Here is a 16,424-nt window from a genome sequence, read left to right as displayed (position 1 = left end):
ATCTTAGTATAAACAAGTAGTATAGATAGCTTTACTGGTCCGCAACATAATAAAGCAACTAATTCAAAGACTGCAGAAAGCGTAAAAATATTTCATTTAACTTAATTAGCAAGTATAGCAGCTTTATTCTGAAAGGCAGTTACACATTAGATTTCTTTCTAAACTAGACAATGATGTAGAATGGTGTTATAAAAATCTGATTTGAAGTAATAATGAAATTAGATCATATTAAAGAGTTAGGTGATGAAAAATTTCGTCGATTAACAGGAGTAAGGAAGGAAACATTTTCAAAGATGGTGGATATTTTAAGGAAAGCTGATGGTCTTAAGTAATCAAAAGGTGTGCGTAAAAATAAGCTCAATTTGGAGGAACAGTTGCTGATGGTCTTAGAATACTTTAGAGAATACCGTTAACCCTTTTATCTGATCGAATTTCATTATTACTTTAAAATCAGATTTTTATAACACCATTCTATATCATTCTCTAGTTTCGAAAGAAGTATTTTATAAGATGAGTTATTAGAAGTTGTATTAAATTTTTTTGTTCTGTATGACTGTGCAAGTCATTAAAAAAAGCAAACCATTTTTCCTGTGAAACTGAAAAAATTTGTGTTGCTTTATTTTGTTTGCGTAGATTAAACATTCGATAGAACAAGTGCTTTGCTGCGCTTAAGACTTGTATATGCATACTTTACTCTTTAAAACACCGCATAATATTTAACAATTATATATTTATTATTAATCTTGAGTTATAAATTGAGATAGCCTAAAATAATTAGGCCATTAGCAAAATGTAAAACGTAGCTATGGAGATATCGTATTTTTAGATATTTTTTGTTTGTTGTTATTCTTATAACTAATAATCATAGCATTACTTTTGCTATTTGAAGTAGTAATTAAAGTGTAGCTAGAGATTCATTTGTACCTTTACTAACAGATTCTGAAGTTTTAATGAAATAACCTCTAGCTAAATATTATCTAAATCTTGAATCTCAGATAATATCAGGCATACAGTATCATTTAGATTTTTATCAGTACATGACTTTTTGTCATAATTATGAAAAATTTTTTCATCTTTTTTAAAATAGATGCGAAATTATCACATTGTATCTCTAGCTACAAAAATATCATTCAAAAAAGATTTATAAAAAAAGCTCTGTAGCAGTTATTATTACTGGCTTTAAGGCTTGTTTTCTGCTATAATTCATAGTAGAGATTTAATTAATCAAAAATTCTTGTGTCAATAGCAATTTCTAATGAACCAAAGCCTTTTCTCCATTGGGTTGGAGGTAAAAGGAGAATTGTTAATAAATTAATAGAGCATCTTCCTTCAGGGCCATACTATAATTACTATGAACCATTCCTTGGTGGAGGTGCTTTATTTTTTCAAGTTAAGCATCTGTTTAAAAAATGTTTTTTGTCTGATTTTAACTAAGATTGCTAATACTTTATTGCTCTGTACGCTGTTATAATTTTGCTTTGCTGAGGTTTAAAAAAAAGAGTAGGAAGTCAAAACATGACTTCCATGTAGTGCTATAATTGATTATCTTCCAACGCCTAAGTCACCTGATAAAAATTCTTCAAATTGATCAAGATTTAAAATGTGAGTTTGTTCATAATAATTGTTTAGTTTTTGATCTTCAGCAAACTCTTGTAATTCATTTTTAGCATTCTCATCTAAATCATTAGCATTCTTATCTAAATCATTAGATACAATAATTAAAACTTTAGCACGTTCCGACTCTATCTTTTTACTCATGCCAATAGATTTATTCTGATGTGCAGCCATCTCAGATGTAAGCTGCTCCTTATGATCACGAAGATCGTCTACTAAATACAATGTATTGTATGACTTTGGATGATCATAATTTACATATTCTACTGAATGTATACTACTAAGGTTATGACTATTAACTTGTCCATTACCTTGATTTTCATAAAAATGAGCCACCTGAGTAATATTAAAATTTTGGACATCAGTTTCTCCAACAAGAATTAAAGACTTATTTGTTTTTTCTGTCTTGAATAAAAAATCGATTGCTTTCTTTCCAAGGTCTGATAACTGTTCAAAATATCTTCTATACATAATCACCTCTTATTTAAGATATGTCATATTATGGTACTTTATGCTATCTATATTTTCAAGAATTATTCTTAACTAATATTTTGTCTAACATCTTCCGTACATTAGACATCTTTCGAAACTGGTTAATGTAGTTCAAAATTATTGCTTACAAGTATCAAAATAGACGTAAAAGATTCTGTCTTAGCTTTAATTTGATCTCTGCATTTATAATTTTGAACTACATTAACCAGTTTCGAAAGATGTCTATTGAATTCTTGTTTATTATTCTAAACTAATTATTTCTGTTGAAAGTAGTAAGAAAAATAGCGAGAGATTAGTTTCTAAAAGAGATATATGACTTTGAAACGGAATAACATTTAGTTAGATATCATTTATACCTTAAATCTCAGATAAAATCAGGTATACAGTAACATTTCAATTTTTATGAGTACATGACTTTTTGTTATAATTATGAAAAATTTTTCATCTTTTTTAAAATAGATGCGAAATTATCACATTGTATCTCTAGCTACAAAAATATCATTCAAAAAAGATTTATAAAGAAAGCTCTGTAACAGTTATTATTACTGTCTTTAAGGCTTATTTTCTGCTATAATTCATAGTAGAGATTTAATTAATCAAAAATTCTTGTGTCAATAGCAATTTCTAATGAACCAAAGCCTTTTCTCCATTGAGTTGGAGGCAAAAGGAGAATTGTTAATAGATTAATAGAGCATCTTCCTTCAGGGCCACACTATAATTACTATGAACCATTCCTTGGAGGTGGGGCTTTATTTTTTCAAGTTAGGCATCTGTTTAAACAATGTTTTTTGTCTGATATTAATCTCGACTTAATTACTAGTTATCACGCTGTAAAGAAGAATCCAAATGAGGTCAATAGATTACTAAATCTATATCACAAAAATCATTCTGAAAATTACTACTATAAAATAAGAGACAATTATTATAGCAATGATCCTAATGATATCACGGCAAAATTTATATATCTTAATAAATATTCCTTTAGGGGAATTTATAGGCTAAACAGAGATGGTACATCTGCTCAAACATTTTCTGATAAGCGATATCTTAAGCTTCATATTTGCTCTAGAATAAATAAATGTAGTAACCTTCTGGCTGATGTATCAATTTATGCGATGGATTTTTCGTTTATAGAGCCTAAAAAAGGTGACTTCGTTTATCTTGATCCACCTTACCACCAATCAGGAGAAAGGTTCTACACTAGAGTTCCATTTGATGAAAAAGAGCAAATTAGACTACGAGATTTTGTTTATGAACTACACACAATAAAGGTGTTAAAATTATGCTTTCAAATAATAACACTACCTTCATTAGAGACTTATATAAAGACTTCTTCATCACTCATATTGGAGTTACATACTCAATCAATGAACAACGCAATCCTGTTAATGAGCTAATCATTACTAACTATAAAACTTGCTAGTTATTAAATGTGAACCCGCAATCCAAATCGTATATGAATAGGAAGTGGTCTATAGTTAGCAATTGTGCTGCATTCAATGTCTAAATATGTATCTCTTGATAAGTTTATTGCTGTTCCAACTCCGTCTAAATATGTATCTCTTGATAAGTTTATTGTTGTACCAACTCCCAAGTCTATACCAGTACCGCTATCACTATTGAAAGCTGATACTAGGCCACCTGTAACAAAAATTGATGCTTTGTTACCTTCAATTATATTGTAATAATAATTTCCTTGAATAAAGTTATCTCTACAGTTGTGATGACACATAAATCCTAATCTTACATCCATTCTGTGCCGATCTAATCTATAACCAATTCCAGCTTCTAATGTATCGTAGCTAGTAGCAATACCAGTTGAAAATTTTATATAGAATTGTTGTGAAGTATCAATACCACCTTTAGAGGCATTGAAGTTTACATTATTATTCGCTGTACATATCGATGGTGAAGATAATACAACGAATGCTAATATAACAGCATAACACCGTTGTAAAAGTAATTTCAAAACATTCATATTAACTTCTCTTTTTAATATTAACATATTAGCTATCTGTTGAAACCTAATACCATGGGACCCATTGTTCCGTTAGAAAGTTGAATACATCTGCATTACCGCTTTTAGCAGCGTAATCTATAGGAGTCATGCCGTTATCATCTTTTGCATCAATATCAGCACCATAATCAATCAAAAGCTGTATAACATCTATGATTTCATTACGAACAGCGATATGTAGTAGTGTTTCTCCTTCATCATATTTTTTATTAATACCAGTAGAATTATGTTTTAGCATAATTGCTAAAGGTTCTATACATCTGCATTCAACAGCATCAGATAAAGGTGTATTACCTTGATTATTTTCGATATTTACATCAGCATTATATTTTAGCAGTAATGCTATATGATCATTGCAATAGATAGGATATTTTTCGAAAAATTCATAATATACTTGAATTGTGTCAACAACAAGATGTAAAGCAGTGTGCCCATCATTATCTTGTGCGTTTACGTTAGCTCCATTGCTTAGTAAAATCTCGGCAATAGGTAGATTCTTATATTTTAAAGCCACAGATAAAGCAGTAGTGCCATCTTTATATTTTGAATTGACAAGTGTACTATCCTTATTAATAAGCTGCTTCACTTTTTTAATATCACCATCTTGAATAGCGCTATGTAAGGTATACTTAGTCTTAGATTTTAATATCATATATTTAATCCTTAGCTAGCATGAAGTTTACAATATTCACTTAAGCGTTCTCCAATCTCTGGTAGTTTAAGGTATTCAGCAAGAGCTATAAATTCTTGCTGAGTTTCAAATATTATTTCTTGCCTTTTGTGAGGATGTTTGATGAATATAGTTGTAATATTATGGAATCTATCAAAAAGCTTGATCAGTAATAGTTCTGTTTTATTTTGGCTGCGTAATATTTGTATCATTTCCATAGCACTGATTTTCTTATTATCCCTAACTCTGGTAAGGTCTGAAACCTGTTCTGCAATATTAGCACCAAATTCGTACCTTATTCTTTCTTTAGTTAGTTTTGTGTCTTCAAGTGTATCATGTAGTATTGCAGTAATAATTGTATCTGTTTCAAAGCTGTAGTCTGATACCATGTAGGCTACTTCTAATGGATGTGTGTAGTATAGTTCTCCAGTATCTCTCTTTTGCTGGCCATGATATTTTTTAGCATATTTTATTGCTCTTTCAACTTTATCAAGATCAATGTTGGTGTTAAATCTTATGTTGGTTCTGAACAGCTTATTTATTAAGCTCTCACTATAAAAATCTATCATTTTCCACCTCTAAATAGTTATTAATAAATTATACCATAATTTAAACTTTTTGTATACTCCAATCCCAGATAAAAACTGGAAAAGAAGCAAATTAAATTATAATTTTTTTGAATTCAGTTATCACGATGCCAAAAACCAATCTTGAGTTGCATATCTCTGGTGTTAATGAGTAAAATTTTGCTGTAATTTTTTTTTGGACAAGCATTTTTTCATCTTATGCATAATCTAGCGTTTATTAACATTGCTGAGAGTTTTTAACAATATTGCCAAATTTAGAATACCTAATATTATAGTGCAACTTCACTGTACCAACTGGCTCATTACGGTGTTTAGCAACAATTATTTCAGCAGTGTTATAACATTTATTTTGTCTAGCTTTCCATTCTGTGTATTCTGGAGTACCTCGATCTGGTTCTGATCTAGACAAGTAATATTCGTCACGATATATAAGCATTACAATATCGGCGTCCTGTTCAATTGAGCCTGATTCTCTTAGATCTGAAAGAATAGGCTTTTTATCTGACCTTTGTTCTACAGCTCTAGACAATTGAGATAACGCAATGATTGAAATATTGAGCTCTTTAGCAAGAGCTTTTAAGCTCTGAGTAATTTCAGAAATCTCCTGTACTCGATTATACTGACTTCCTCTGGAATCAATTTTTATTAGCTGTAAATAATCAATAAATAATATTGCTAAATTATGAGTACGTTTAAGTCTACGAGCTCGAGATCTAATTGCAGATATCGAGATTGCTGGAGCATCATCTATAAAAAAATTCCACTTTTGTATTTCGTCTTGTACAGTCTTTAACTTATCAACATCTTGTTCACCTATTTTACCGTTAAATAATGCAGAGCTATTAATTTCTGATTCTATAGAAAGAATTCGAGTAGAGATTTGCTGAGATGACATTTCTAAAGAAAAGAATCCAACTGATGGCACTACATTATCTTTAGTATTTTTTTTAGTAAGAAAATATTTACAAGCATTTATTGCTAAGTTAACTCCTAAAGCAGTTTTACCCATTGATGGCCTGCCAGCTAATATTATTAGGTCAGAATTTTTAAATCCTCCAAGCTTTGAATCAAGGTCAAGTAGTCCACTACTAATACCGTTAATAGAGTTTTTATTTTTAATAGCAGATGAAATTGATGTCCATGATTCTTCAATTGAAGTTTGTAATTTTGTAAATCCTTTACTTAAAGTTCCCCTTGAACCTAGATCATATAATTGAGATTCAGCAGTTTCGATCTGACTTATAGCTAAATCTGCTAAAGTAGAAGAATACGCATTTGTTACTATTTTTTCTCCAATTTCAATTAAATAACACCTCAGCGCAAGATCATATACTATTTTGCCGTACTCATTAACATTAACTATACTTAATGCTAACGTTGTAAGTTTAGCTAGATAATCTACTCCACCTATTTCATCAAATGTGAGTTCATTGCCTAGCATATTTTTGAGCGAAATTACAGTAGCGCTAATTCCTTTACTAATAATGAGATTAATTGACTTGTATATTTTGCCATGTAATGGTTCATAAAAATGTTCTGGCAGTAAAAATTCGTTAATGTTATATAGCGCACGATTGTTAATCAGAATTGCCCCAAGTATCATTTGCTCTGCCTGAATATTACTTGGAGCAATCTTTGCAAGATCTTTTTCCATATCACCCTTTAAATTTTATTAAAATTACTAAACTTAACTAACTCAAAAGAAAATCCTTGAGCTTTAAAAGAGGACTCAAGATCTTTCAGATAGTTCTCTCTGATGTAACTATTTTCAAATTCTGTTTTTGCTTTGATGAATATTTTTTTGTTAACACTATCTTCATTTACAACTTTTAATGAACTAAACCATTCTTTATCGATAGCTTGACCATAACATGTAACTAAAGATTCTCGTACTTTGTACCAAGTCGAGTTAGAGCCCAGTTGTTTACTGAGATTCAAGAGATACTCTTCTTCATTGATTTGTTTCTGTGAAACAGTTGTAGGTTGCTCAAATGGTGTAACTTGCAATTCTTGAATTTCGTATCCATATACATCTTGTACAGCTTGTAATATCTTTGATTCATCACATTCTGTTAGTGTGATATTTTTAAGCAACTTAACAAAAAACCTAGTTCGAACCGCTGGCCCAAAACTACAAGAAGTCAAAATTTGATAAGCCATAGCTGCTTCAAAAGAACCAGCAATTTTATGCTTCAACTGACTTTCCTTACTAAGATTTGCTCTTGTTTCAATTTGAGTAAGATATTTTTCCTTATTAGATTTTTCTACGTTATCAAATCTACGGTTGCCACTATTTGCCTGATCAGTAGTTCGTAATTCATTTGCTAACGCTTGTGCTATATAGTTTAGAACTGATGCCTTACAGTCAAAATGATAATTTGAATATCGATCTGCTAGCTTTAATAGCAATTTGTTGATAAAGTATATGTTAAAAACATTGCCTAATAATAAAGCTGCAAAGATATATCAAATATAAAGAAGAAAAAGTGTTAATTTTTATTAACTTCTACACTTTATATAACCTACTATTAACTTATGTTAACTTTTATTAATATTTATAATTAATCTTCAACTTTAACTATAAATATATTTGGAATATTTGTCAATATAACAAAAAAATTAAGGCGAAAGGTAGAAAATAGGTAGAAAAAAAATTCAGGAAATTGGGGGCCAATTTTCAATCTAAAGGTTAAGATGATGGATGAAAAATATATACCAACCTAAGATTGATAAAGCGGTTTGGAAGTCAGGTATGTTATAAATAAATTAGTATAAAAATTTTATTCAAATAAAGAGAATAATATAGATACCTTGTTTAGGTAATTGTAATATAAATTAATATAACAATTCAATATGTGGAGTAATTATGGAATCAATAATATTAACATTAAAGTTAACAGATAAGTTAATAAGAAAAATAAAAATTCCGACTGAAAGAACATCAACCATCAAGGATAAAATTGAACCAGGACTTCAACTAAGAATATCACGGTCAGGAAGAAAAACATGGTCTTTTGAAAAAAAATTTAGAAAAGAAGGGATAAAAATGACGATAGGGGTATTTCCAGATTTATCTATTAAAGAAGCTAGAAAAAAAGCAAGAGAATTAAAGACATTAATGGCGAACGGAATAGATCCAAGAGCAGTAAAACGTCAACAACAGATAGAAGAAAATGAGAATCGTATAAAAGAAAGAGAAAGAAAAGCTAACGATATTACATTCAAAGAGCTGTGTTATAGGTATATTGAAGAGTATGCCAAAATATATACTATAAACTGGGAAGAGTATACTGACAGAGTACATACTTATGCACAATCATTATATGGAAAAAAGATAAGCCAGATTCGAATGAGTGATATTCAACAAATATTCAATGATATCAGCAAAGAGGAAAAATATGCTACAGCAAATCTATTTCTAGTAACATTACGCACTATGTTTAATAAGGCAAAAAAATGGGGATTAATAGAAAACAATCCTACTATAGGAATAGAGCAGCATAAACTGCAAGCAAGAGAGAGACGTCTAAGTTACGATGAAATGGGGAGATTTTTAGAAGTATTATGCAGAGAAACAACTCCGTTGATAAGAGATTTTGCATTACTAGCGTTATATACTGCAGCTAGAAAAAGTAATGCGTTAGAGATGGAATGTGACAATATAGATTTTGAAAGAAAAATATGGCATATACCAAAAAACTAAGAACGGAAAGGCGCAAAATATATCATTAACAGATGAGGCAATGGAAATATTGCAAGCAAGGAAATTAACATCTAAAAGTAAATTGGTGCTACAAAGCGATAGTAGCAAAAGTGGACACTTAGAAAGCCATATGAAGCATGGAAGATAATTTGTAAAAAGGCTGGCATAAAAAATTTCAGAATACACGATCTAAGAAGGACGTTAGCAAGTTGTATGGGGGATGCAGGCGCAAGTCAGAGGACAATTGGTATAGCATTGAATCATATTAATCCAAACTCAACAATGCATTATAATATACCTTGTATGGAGTTAGTACGAGAGTATATGTCTAAGGCTACACAAATAATTAGTGAATGTGCTAGAAGTTATAATATTTATAATACTATCTAACTAAAATAAACGTCGTGGTAAGAATAGTGCGACTTCATGTCGCACATGCATGTATGTAAACTAATTATTGCAGGTAAAATCTGTGTTTGAAGATGTTTAGCTAATTTAAACATTAGACCTCTTTCGAAACTGGTTAACGTAGTTCAAAATTATTGCTAATAAATATCCAAATAGACGTAAAAGATTCGGTTTTAGATTTAATTTGATCTCTGGCATTTATAATTTTGAACTACGTTAACCAGTTTCGAAAGAGGTCTATTATAGTAGTAGAATGAGAAATCTCATGCTACAATTGCGGCTAAAGGTGATTATGCAAAATCAAAAATTATGTTGGGCATTATCGAGGCCGTTGAAGTATATGGGTTTGAGCATTGACGAATGGGGAGTAGTGCTAGCTGGAGTAGCTCCAGGAATTGTACTACTAAACAGCAGGCATGCTAAATTAGGCCTAGCATTTATGGTTGGAGGAATTGCTCTATGTTATTGCTTTAAGAAATTTAAGAAGGTACCGGAGAATTTTTTGCTAAAAAGTTTTTTAGTAGCTAAAGGTTTATTGCCAGCTCCATTAGGATATTCAAGACTTCTGGGCAAAAAAGTTGGCAAATAATGAATCATCTCTTTAAGCAAAATGCTATACAAGAGCTGGTTAAATATAATAAATGCTTACTTTCAGTAACTATATTGCTAGCTGCAGCTAATATAATTGCGATAATGGCTGCAATTACCAAAGAAGAAAAGTGGTTATTAATTCCAGCAATGGAGCCTGATCGTAAAATGATGGTTTCATCAAAAAATTACCATGAAACCTATTTAAAGGAATGGGCAATTTATGTGATGAAATTTTTATTTACTACTTCTCCAAATGAGGTAGAAAGACAAACAGCAGACATGAAAGTGGCATTCAGTAATACTGAATCTTTAAAAATTTTTTTCAGAATCATTTGCAATTTGTTAAAGGCTCAAATGTATCTTCAGTCTTTTTTCCGAAGAATGTTGAAGTGATAAATGAATGGAGTATTAATTAGTGGAACGCTTCGTTATTGGTTTAGCGATAGTAAACATATAGCTGTCGATAAGACTTACCTTTTGACTTACAAGCGAACTCCTAATTACCTTTTGTTATTGACTGGTGTTAAAGAGAATGGAATAAAAAAATGAGTATTAGAGTTTTGAGATTTATGATAGGGCTTATTGCTTTAGTCAACGTTAATAATATATATGCGGTAGAATATGAGTTAGAAGATGATGAGCTGCTTAAGCTTGAGATTTCTGATAGTGGGCCAACAAGAATTAATCTTAAAGATGAAAAAATTAATGATATTCTTATGTACCCTCAAAACACAGTTGAAGGTATAGTTCATGAGTCTGGATGTTTGTTTATTGCTCCACGAGCAGAAGAAAACAAAGTTTATTTAATGGTAATAGGAAAATATAAAACAATTCAAGATTTAATGTCAACTTTTACTCCAAAAACTCCAAACCCTGTAATGCTTGTTAATGCTGCTACAAAAATAGAGGAAAAGGATAATTCAAAACAATAACAATTTGTTCAGTAATGACCTTAATACAAAAGAATTAACAGCAAAACTTTCTAAAAAACAAAGTAGAAATACTAAGAAAAAAATAAAACTGGCTTAAAGTGCTAGTTTTTACTTCAAAGACTTGCCCGCTCTGAATCAAGCTTATTAAAACCACTTCAAAGTAAAATTTCATTGATCATGGAATTCACTAGCACTAGGAGAATAATGCAAAATTTACTAATAAGCAATAACAATGTTCATATATCAAAAATCTCGACTAAATATGCTAAAACCTACATTTGGAATACAGTGGAATAATGTAGTTGTAGGACTGTTAATTATAATTACTGCTTGTGTTTTTTCTTTTGAGCCAGGATTAGCTGATACTCTTGAAGGGCAGCTTAATAAAATAGACGGACTTTTTAGTGGAAAACTAAAAACAATAGGTATATCAAGCGCAACTATTTTATCATCGATTTGGGCTGTAGCACGAGGGAATATAAAGCTTGCAGGAGTAATGGTAGCAATTGGTGTTATTTTAGGCTTTTACCTAGTGAATTGCCAGTGGTATGAAAATTAATTGATAAGGTAGAAACATTAACATTCAAAAAGCGGAGGAATAGTGGAACAGGACAATTCAGACAATAATAATACAAAAGAAGAAGATTTAGAGCTAAATGATAAACCAAAGGCTGAATCTGTTAGGCCTAATAGCAAGTTATCAGAATTAACAAATATCATTCGTAGAAAGCCAGTAATTGCCTTAACTTTTATAAGCATCACAATAATGGTTGTTTCATATTTTTTATCTGAAAGTGGTAAAACGAAAGAATCTATAATTTTTATTGAAAATCGTGAGTCAAGAGAAGCGATTTCTGGAATAGAACAAGCTGTAGATTTGAGAGCAAAATGGACAGAAGAAATACTTAATGAAGTCAAAACATTAAAAGATAGATTTGAAAGTGTAATAGAAAGCAGATATTTAGAAACTACAGCCCAAATTAATAATTTTAACCAAAAACTTGAGATATTGGAGAATCAGCCTAAGCAACTTCTATATAATAATGATAGTGATGAGTTCAGTGCTGATCTTAATCATCATATTTCAAATTCACCACATGATAACAAAACAGAGCAAGCTCCTGTAGTAGTAAAGCCTTATGTAAATCTTAGGAGAGCTGAATCTGAGCAAAAAAAAAATGTTGAGAACTATGTTACTAGCGGTAGTTCTGCTAGAGCTGTCCTGCTTATTGAAGTCGTTGTAGGCACAGGAACAAACAGCTCTTCATCACCAGAACCAATTGTTCTGCAGCTATTAGATACAGCTATTCTTTATGATGAATATAAAACTGATCAAATCAAAAAGGCGATTTTAATTGGATCATGTAATGGAGAGATTTCCTCAGAGAGAGCTAAATGTCGCATCGAAACTCTTTCAGTAGTCAATAACCAAGGAGATATTATCGAGAAAAAGGTGGAAGGCTGGTTGATAGGTGAAGATGGACGTTCTGGAATTAAAGGAATCGTGGTAGATAAATCGTCTAAAGTAGTAAGAATGGCTGCATTAAATGGAGTATTTAGCAATATTGCTAAGTTTCTGCAAGCTAAGGCTATTAAACCTGATATGACAACAGCTTCAACGTTAAATATAATGACTCCAGGTTAGTGGCAATCAGAGTTAAGTGTTGGAGATGCGTTTCAGTTTGGAGCTTACTCTGGAGCTAGCAATGCTTTTGATAAGCTGGCTGATTTTGCTATAAAGCGAGCTGATTCCATGAGCCAAGTCATTGTTGTTGCCTCAGGTAGAGTCATCGATGTTGTATTTAAAAAAGGGGTTGACTTATGCGAGCACAAGAAGAAGCTACATAATTTAACTTATTCACCATCAACTAGCTATGAAAAGGTTAATTCTCATAATCAATTTGACCAATCACAAAGGTTAGAGGAGCATTTATAATGAAGTTTTTATTATTGCTATTGGGCTGTATAAGCCTAACCAGGTACATTTAAATGTTTAAGACTACTGTGCTGTTATAAGCCTTTCAGAGTGTTAAATTTTGAGTATAGCTACTAAATCGCTATATTTACGCGGTATAAAAACGTGGTTTTCGATAGCGAAAATTGCCTGAACCACCTGCTATATCTGACATTTTTGGAGGTTAGAAATGGCGCAAAATTTGCGTAATTTTGCAAGCAATAATTGCAAAATTGCTAATAATAACAGTAGCAATAATGCAACTGTCTTTTATCGTTTTATTGGAAATTTTGTTCCAGCAGAATGGAAAGATCTGATTGGAGATAATGCTAAAGCTTTAAGCAAAACATCTAAACAGCTTTTATCATTGATGGTATATAGACTACAAATCTATTACAACAAAGATATAGATGAATTACAGGAAAGTTATTACTTTTTTGAAAAGGAGTTAAACCTTCGTTACCGCAGAGTTAGGCAATGCTTGGTTGAATTAAGAAATGCAGGTTTTATTAAAGTTGAAAATAGAACAATAATTAAAGGCAATCTCAAGTTACGTAATGTTCTTTGTGTAAAACTTCTAAAAAATTTTCAGCGTTTCACTGAAAAAGAAAAAAAAGAAGAAAAAATTGTCCTTCTGCAACAAAAAAATTTTCACATCAATTTGCAAGAATTTGCAGGTGAACCTGCAAAAAATTGCAGCTACATATATAGATATAATAATAATAAAAAAAATAATAATAGATCTAGATCTACTGAAGATAAGTTAATAGAGAATGATCAAAATAAAAATGAAGATCAACAGCAAAATTTGAAGTTTAAATATACGGAATCTGATGATTTTATAGAAATTGAGTTAGTAGGAAATGAAAAAAAAGATCAACAGCAACAACAGAATTTGAATTTCTATGAGCTTAGTGATGTTAGTAATAAAAAGCCATCAAACAAGAATTATGAGCAAAATAGTGAGTTAGCAACTTCAGCTATTACTAAGGATTCAGAGGTTGAAAAGAATGAATGCTGTCCCAAAAGAAAAAGACTAGCAGATTATTATCCACTAACACCAGAAGATGCAATTATACTGCAACGTATGTCTAGTAGAAGCTTCAACATATACTTCATAAATCAATTACTGTTGAAGTTATCAAATAAATATCCAAACCGTCATTTTGTAAATAAGATAGCAGTGCTAAACTATATGGCAAAAGCCTTAGCAAATGAATTACTAACTACTGATCAGGCTAATAGTAGAAATTTTGGATTTAATGATGTAGGAAGATTTAAAGAACAGTATCTAGCAAATATTGAATCTGGTACAGATCGTAGTATGAAGGCTCAGTTGAAGCGTAAAATAGCTGGAGTCTTTGAAGCAGATATGGCTTATCAAATTTTGACTTCTTGTAGTTTTGGGCCAGCAGTTCGAACTAAGTTTTTTGTTAAGTTGCTTAAAAATATCACACTAACAGAATGTGACAGATCAAAGATATTACAAGCTGTACAAGATGTATATGGATACGAAATTCAAGAATTACAAGTTACACCATTTGAGCAACTCAAAACTGTTTCACAGAAACAAATCAATGAAGAAGAGTATCTCTTGAATATCAGTAAACAACTGGGCTCAAAGTCGACTTGGTACAAAGTACGAGAATCTTTGATTAAAAGTTACGGTCAAGCTATCGATAAATCATGGTTTAGCAAATTAGAAGTTATAAATGAAGATAGTGTTAACAAAAAAATATTCATCAAAGCAAAAACAGAATTTGAAAATAGTTACATCAGAGAGAACTATCTGAAAGATCTTGAGTCCTCTTTTAAAGCTCAGGGATTTTCTTTCGAGTTAGTTAAGTTTAGTAATTTTAATAAAATTTAAAGAGTGATATGGAAAAAGATCTTGCAAAGATTGCTCCAAATAATATTCAAGCAGAGCAAATGATACTTGGAGCAATTCTGATTAACAATCGTGCGCTATATAACATTAACGAATTTTTACTGCCAGAACATTTTTATGAACCATTACATGGCAAAATATACAAGTCAATTAATCTCATTATTAGTAAAGGAATTAGCGCTACTGTAATTTCGCTCAAAAATATGCTAGGCAATGAACTCACATTTGATGAAATAGGTGGAGTAGATTATCTAGCTAAACTTACAACGTTAGCATTAAGTATAGTTAATGTTAATGAGTACGGCAAAATAGTATATGATCTTGCGCTGAGGTGTTATTTAATTGAAATTGGAGAAAAAATAGTAACAAATGCGTATTCTTCTACTTTAGCAGATTTAGCTATAAGTCAGATCGAAACTGCTGAATCTCAATTATATGATCTAGGTTCAAGGGGAACTTTAAGTAAAGGATTTACAAAATTACAAACTTCAATTGAAGAATCATGGACATCAATTTCATCTGCTATTAAAAATAAAAACTCTATTAACGGTATTAGTAGTGGACTACTTGACCTTGATTCAAAGCTTGGAGGATTTAAAAATTCTGACCTAATAATATTAGCTGGCAGGCCATCAATGGGTAAAACTGCTTTAGGAGTTAACTTAGCAATAAATGCTTGTAAATATTTTCTTACTAAAAAAAATACTAAAGATAATGTAGTGCCATCAGTTGGATTCTTTTCTTTAGAAATGTCATCTCAGCAAATCTCTACTCGAATTCTTTCTATAGAATCAGAAATTAATAGCTCTGCATTATTTAACGGTAAAATAGGTGAACAAGATGTTGATAAGTTAAAGACTGTACAAGACGAAATACAAAAGTGGAATTTTTTTATAGATGATGCTCCAGCAATCTCGATATCTGCAATTAGATCTCGAGCTCGTAGACTTAAACGTACTCATAATTTAGCAATATTATTTATTGATTATTTACAGCTAATAAAAATTGATTCCAGAGGAAGTCAGTATAATCGAGTACAGGAGATTTCTGAAATTACTCAGAGCTTAAAAGCTCTTGCTAAAGAGCTCAATATTTCAATCATTGCGTTATCTCAATTGTCTAGAGCTGTAGAACAAAGGTCAGATAAAAAGCCTATTCTTTCAGATCTAAGAGAATCAGGCTCAATTGAACAGGACGCCGATATTGTAATGCTTATATATCGTGACGAATATTACTTGTCTAGATCAGAACCAGATCGAGGTACTCCAGAATATACAGAATGGAAAGCTAGACAAAATAAATGTTATAACACTGCTGAAATAATTGTTGCTAAACACCGTAATGAGCCAGTTGGTACAGTGAAGTTGCACTATAATAGTAGGTATTCTAAATTTGGCAATATTGTTAAAAACTCTCAGCAATGTTAATAAACGCTAGATTATGCATAAGATGAAAAAATGCTGGTCCAAAAAAAAAATTACAGCAAAATTTTACTCATTAACACCAGAGATATGCAACTCAAGATTAGTTTTTTTTGGCATCGTGATAACTGAATTCAAAAAATTTAT

Annotated in this window: 15 protein-coding genes and 6 pseudogenes; 15 read left to right on the top strand and 6 right to left on the bottom strand. The window is 30.9% G+C overall.

What is annotated here, in order from left to right; genetic code table 11:
* Window positions 1-212: 212 nt before the first annotated feature.
* Both DK405_RS10055 and DK405_RS10045 read left to right on the top strand, forming a co-directional pair.
* A pseudogene (locus DK405_RS10055) lies at window positions 213-410 on the top strand (IS5/IS1182 family transposase); the annotation flags it as partial.
* An 826-nt stretch (window positions 411-1,236) separates the two neighbouring features.
* A pseudogene (locus DK405_RS10045) lies at window positions 1,237-1,431 on the top strand (DNA adenine methylase); the annotation flags it as partial.
* Window positions 1,432-1,542: 111 nt separating this feature from the next.
* On the opposite strand, the gene DK405_RS10040 reads toward DK405_RS10045, so the two are convergent.
* Entirely contained in the window at window positions 1,543-2,085 is a 543-nt protein-coding gene (locus tag DK405_RS10040) for a hypothetical protein (RefSeq protein WP_045912773.1), read from the bottom strand.
* A gap of 629 nt (window positions 2,086-2,714) precedes the next feature.
* On the opposite strand from DK405_RS10040, the pseudogene DK405_RS10035 reads away from it, so the two are divergent.
* Window positions 2,715-3,529, top strand: a pseudogene (locus tag DK405_RS10035) (DNA adenine methylase).
* Window positions 3,530-3,532: 3 nt separating this feature from the next.
* Here DK405_RS10035 and DK405_RS10030 read toward each other — a convergent pair.
* The 5 genes from DK405_RS10030 to DK405_RS10010 all read right to left on the bottom strand — a co-directional run bounded on the left by DK405_RS10030 (window position 3,533) and on the right by DK405_RS10010 (window position 7,789).
* On the bottom strand, window positions 3,533-4,084 hold the full coding sequence (locus DK405_RS10030; protein WP_109510754.1) for a hypothetical protein: 552 nt from the start codon (window positions 4,082-4,084) through the stop codon (window positions 3,533-3,535).
* A gap of 46 nt (window positions 4,085-4,130) precedes the next feature.
* Window positions 4,131-4,775 carry an ankyrin repeat domain-containing protein gene (locus tag DK405_RS10025; RefSeq protein ID WP_109510708.1) on the bottom strand — a complete coding sequence of 215 codons (645 nt, stop codon included), beginning with the start codon at window positions 4,773-4,775 and terminating at the stop codon, window positions 4,131-4,133.
* 11 nt (window positions 4,776-4,786) lie between these two features.
* On the bottom strand, window positions 4,787-5,362 hold the full coding sequence (locus DK405_RS10020) for an HD domain-containing protein (RefSeq protein ID WP_109510533.1): 576 nt from the start codon (window positions 5,360-5,362) through the stop codon (window positions 4,787-4,789).
* A 235-nt stretch (window positions 5,363-5,597) separates the two neighbouring features.
* Window positions 5,598-7,034 (bottom strand): replicative DNA helicase, encoded by a 1,437-nt coding sequence (locus DK405_RS10015; RefSeq protein WP_109510707.1) that lies wholly within the window; start codon window positions 7,032-7,034, stop codon window positions 5,598-5,600.
* Window positions 7,035-7,042: 8 nt separating this feature from the next.
* Window positions 7,043-7,789 (bottom strand): DnaA N-terminal domain-containing protein, encoded by a 747-nt coding sequence (locus DK405_RS10010; protein WP_231967790.1) that lies wholly within the window; start codon window positions 7,787-7,789, stop codon window positions 7,043-7,045.
* A gap of 457 nt (window positions 7,790-8,246) precedes the next feature.
* Here DK405_RS10010 and DK405_RS10000 point away from each other — a divergent pair, with 457 nt between their 5' ends.
* From DK405_RS10000 to DK405_RS09955, 12 genes and pseudogenes are all read left to right on the top strand, one after another.
* Entirely contained in the window at window positions 8,247-9,083 is an 837-nt protein-coding gene (locus DK405_RS10000) for a tyrosine-type recombinase/integrase (RefSeq protein ID WP_231967788.1), read from the top strand.
* Window positions 9,049-9,231 (top strand): hypothetical protein, encoded by a 183-nt coding sequence (locus tag DK405_RS14545; RefSeq protein WP_231967663.1) that lies wholly within the window; start codon window positions 9,049-9,051, stop codon window positions 9,229-9,231. Before DK405_RS10000 ends, DK405_RS14545 begins: the two co-directional genes overlap by 35 nt.
* Window positions 9,228-9,473 (top strand): tyrosine-type recombinase/integrase, encoded by a 246-nt coding sequence (locus DK405_RS14540; protein WP_231967053.1) that lies wholly within the window; start codon window positions 9,228-9,230, stop codon window positions 9,471-9,473. The genes DK405_RS14545 and DK405_RS14540 overlap by 4 nt, the downstream gene beginning before the upstream one ends.
* Before the next feature lie 142 nt (window positions 9,474-9,615).
* Window positions 9,616-9,711, top strand: a pseudogene (locus DK405_RS09995) (IS5/IS1182 family transposase); the annotation flags it as partial.
* A gap of 33 nt (window positions 9,712-9,744) precedes the next feature.
* On the top strand, window positions 9,745-10,080 hold the full coding sequence (locus DK405_RS09990) for a hypothetical protein (RefSeq protein ID WP_045913081.1): 336 nt from the start codon (window positions 9,745-9,747) through the stop codon (window positions 10,078-10,080).
* Window positions 10,080-10,631 (top strand): annotated as a pseudogene (locus DK405_RS09985) (TraE/TraK family type IV conjugative transfer system protein). The gene DK405_RS09990 and the pseudogene DK405_RS09985 overlap by 1 nt, the downstream one beginning before the upstream one ends.
* On the top strand, window positions 10,628-11,014 hold the full coding sequence (locus tag DK405_RS09980; RefSeq protein WP_064613177.1) for a hypothetical protein: 387 nt from the start codon (window positions 10,628-10,630) through the stop codon (window positions 11,012-11,014). Before DK405_RS09985 ends, DK405_RS09980 begins: the two are co-directional and overlap by 4 nt.
* Before the next feature lie 232 nt (window positions 11,015-11,246).
* A pseudogene (locus DK405_RS09975) lies at window positions 11,247-11,577 on the top strand (hypothetical protein).
* Between the two features lie 38 nt (window positions 11,578-11,615).
* Complete coding sequence (locus DK405_RS09970; protein WP_231967786.1) at window positions 11,616-12,659, top strand: TraB/VirB10 family protein; 1,044 nt, start codon at window positions 11,616-11,618, stop codon at window positions 12,657-12,659.
* 108 nt (window positions 12,660-12,767) lie between these two features.
* Entirely contained in the window at window positions 12,768-12,950 is a 183-nt protein-coding gene (locus DK405_RS14535; protein WP_231967784.1) for a conjugal transfer protein TraB, read from the top strand.
* Between the two features lie 208 nt (window positions 12,951-13,158).
* Window positions 13,159-14,838, top strand: coding sequence for a DnaA N-terminal domain-containing protein (locus DK405_RS09960; RefSeq protein WP_064613105.1), 1,680 nt, complete (start codon window positions 13,159-13,161; stop codon window positions 14,836-14,838).
* A gap of 8 nt (window positions 14,839-14,846) precedes the next feature.
* Window positions 14,847-16,283, top strand: a complete 1,437-nt coding sequence (locus DK405_RS09955) for a replicative DNA helicase (RefSeq protein WP_109510659.1) — start codon at window positions 14,847-14,849, stop codon at window positions 16,281-16,283.
* Window positions 16,284-16,424: the final 141 nt, after the last annotated feature.

The sequence above is a fragment of the Orientia tsutsugamushi genome, from assembly GCF_900327275.1.
GTDB lineage: Bacteria > Pseudomonadota > Alphaproteobacteria > Rickettsiales > Rickettsiaceae > Orientia > Orientia tsutsugamushi.
This window is presented reverse-complemented; position numbering and strand designations above follow the sequence as displayed.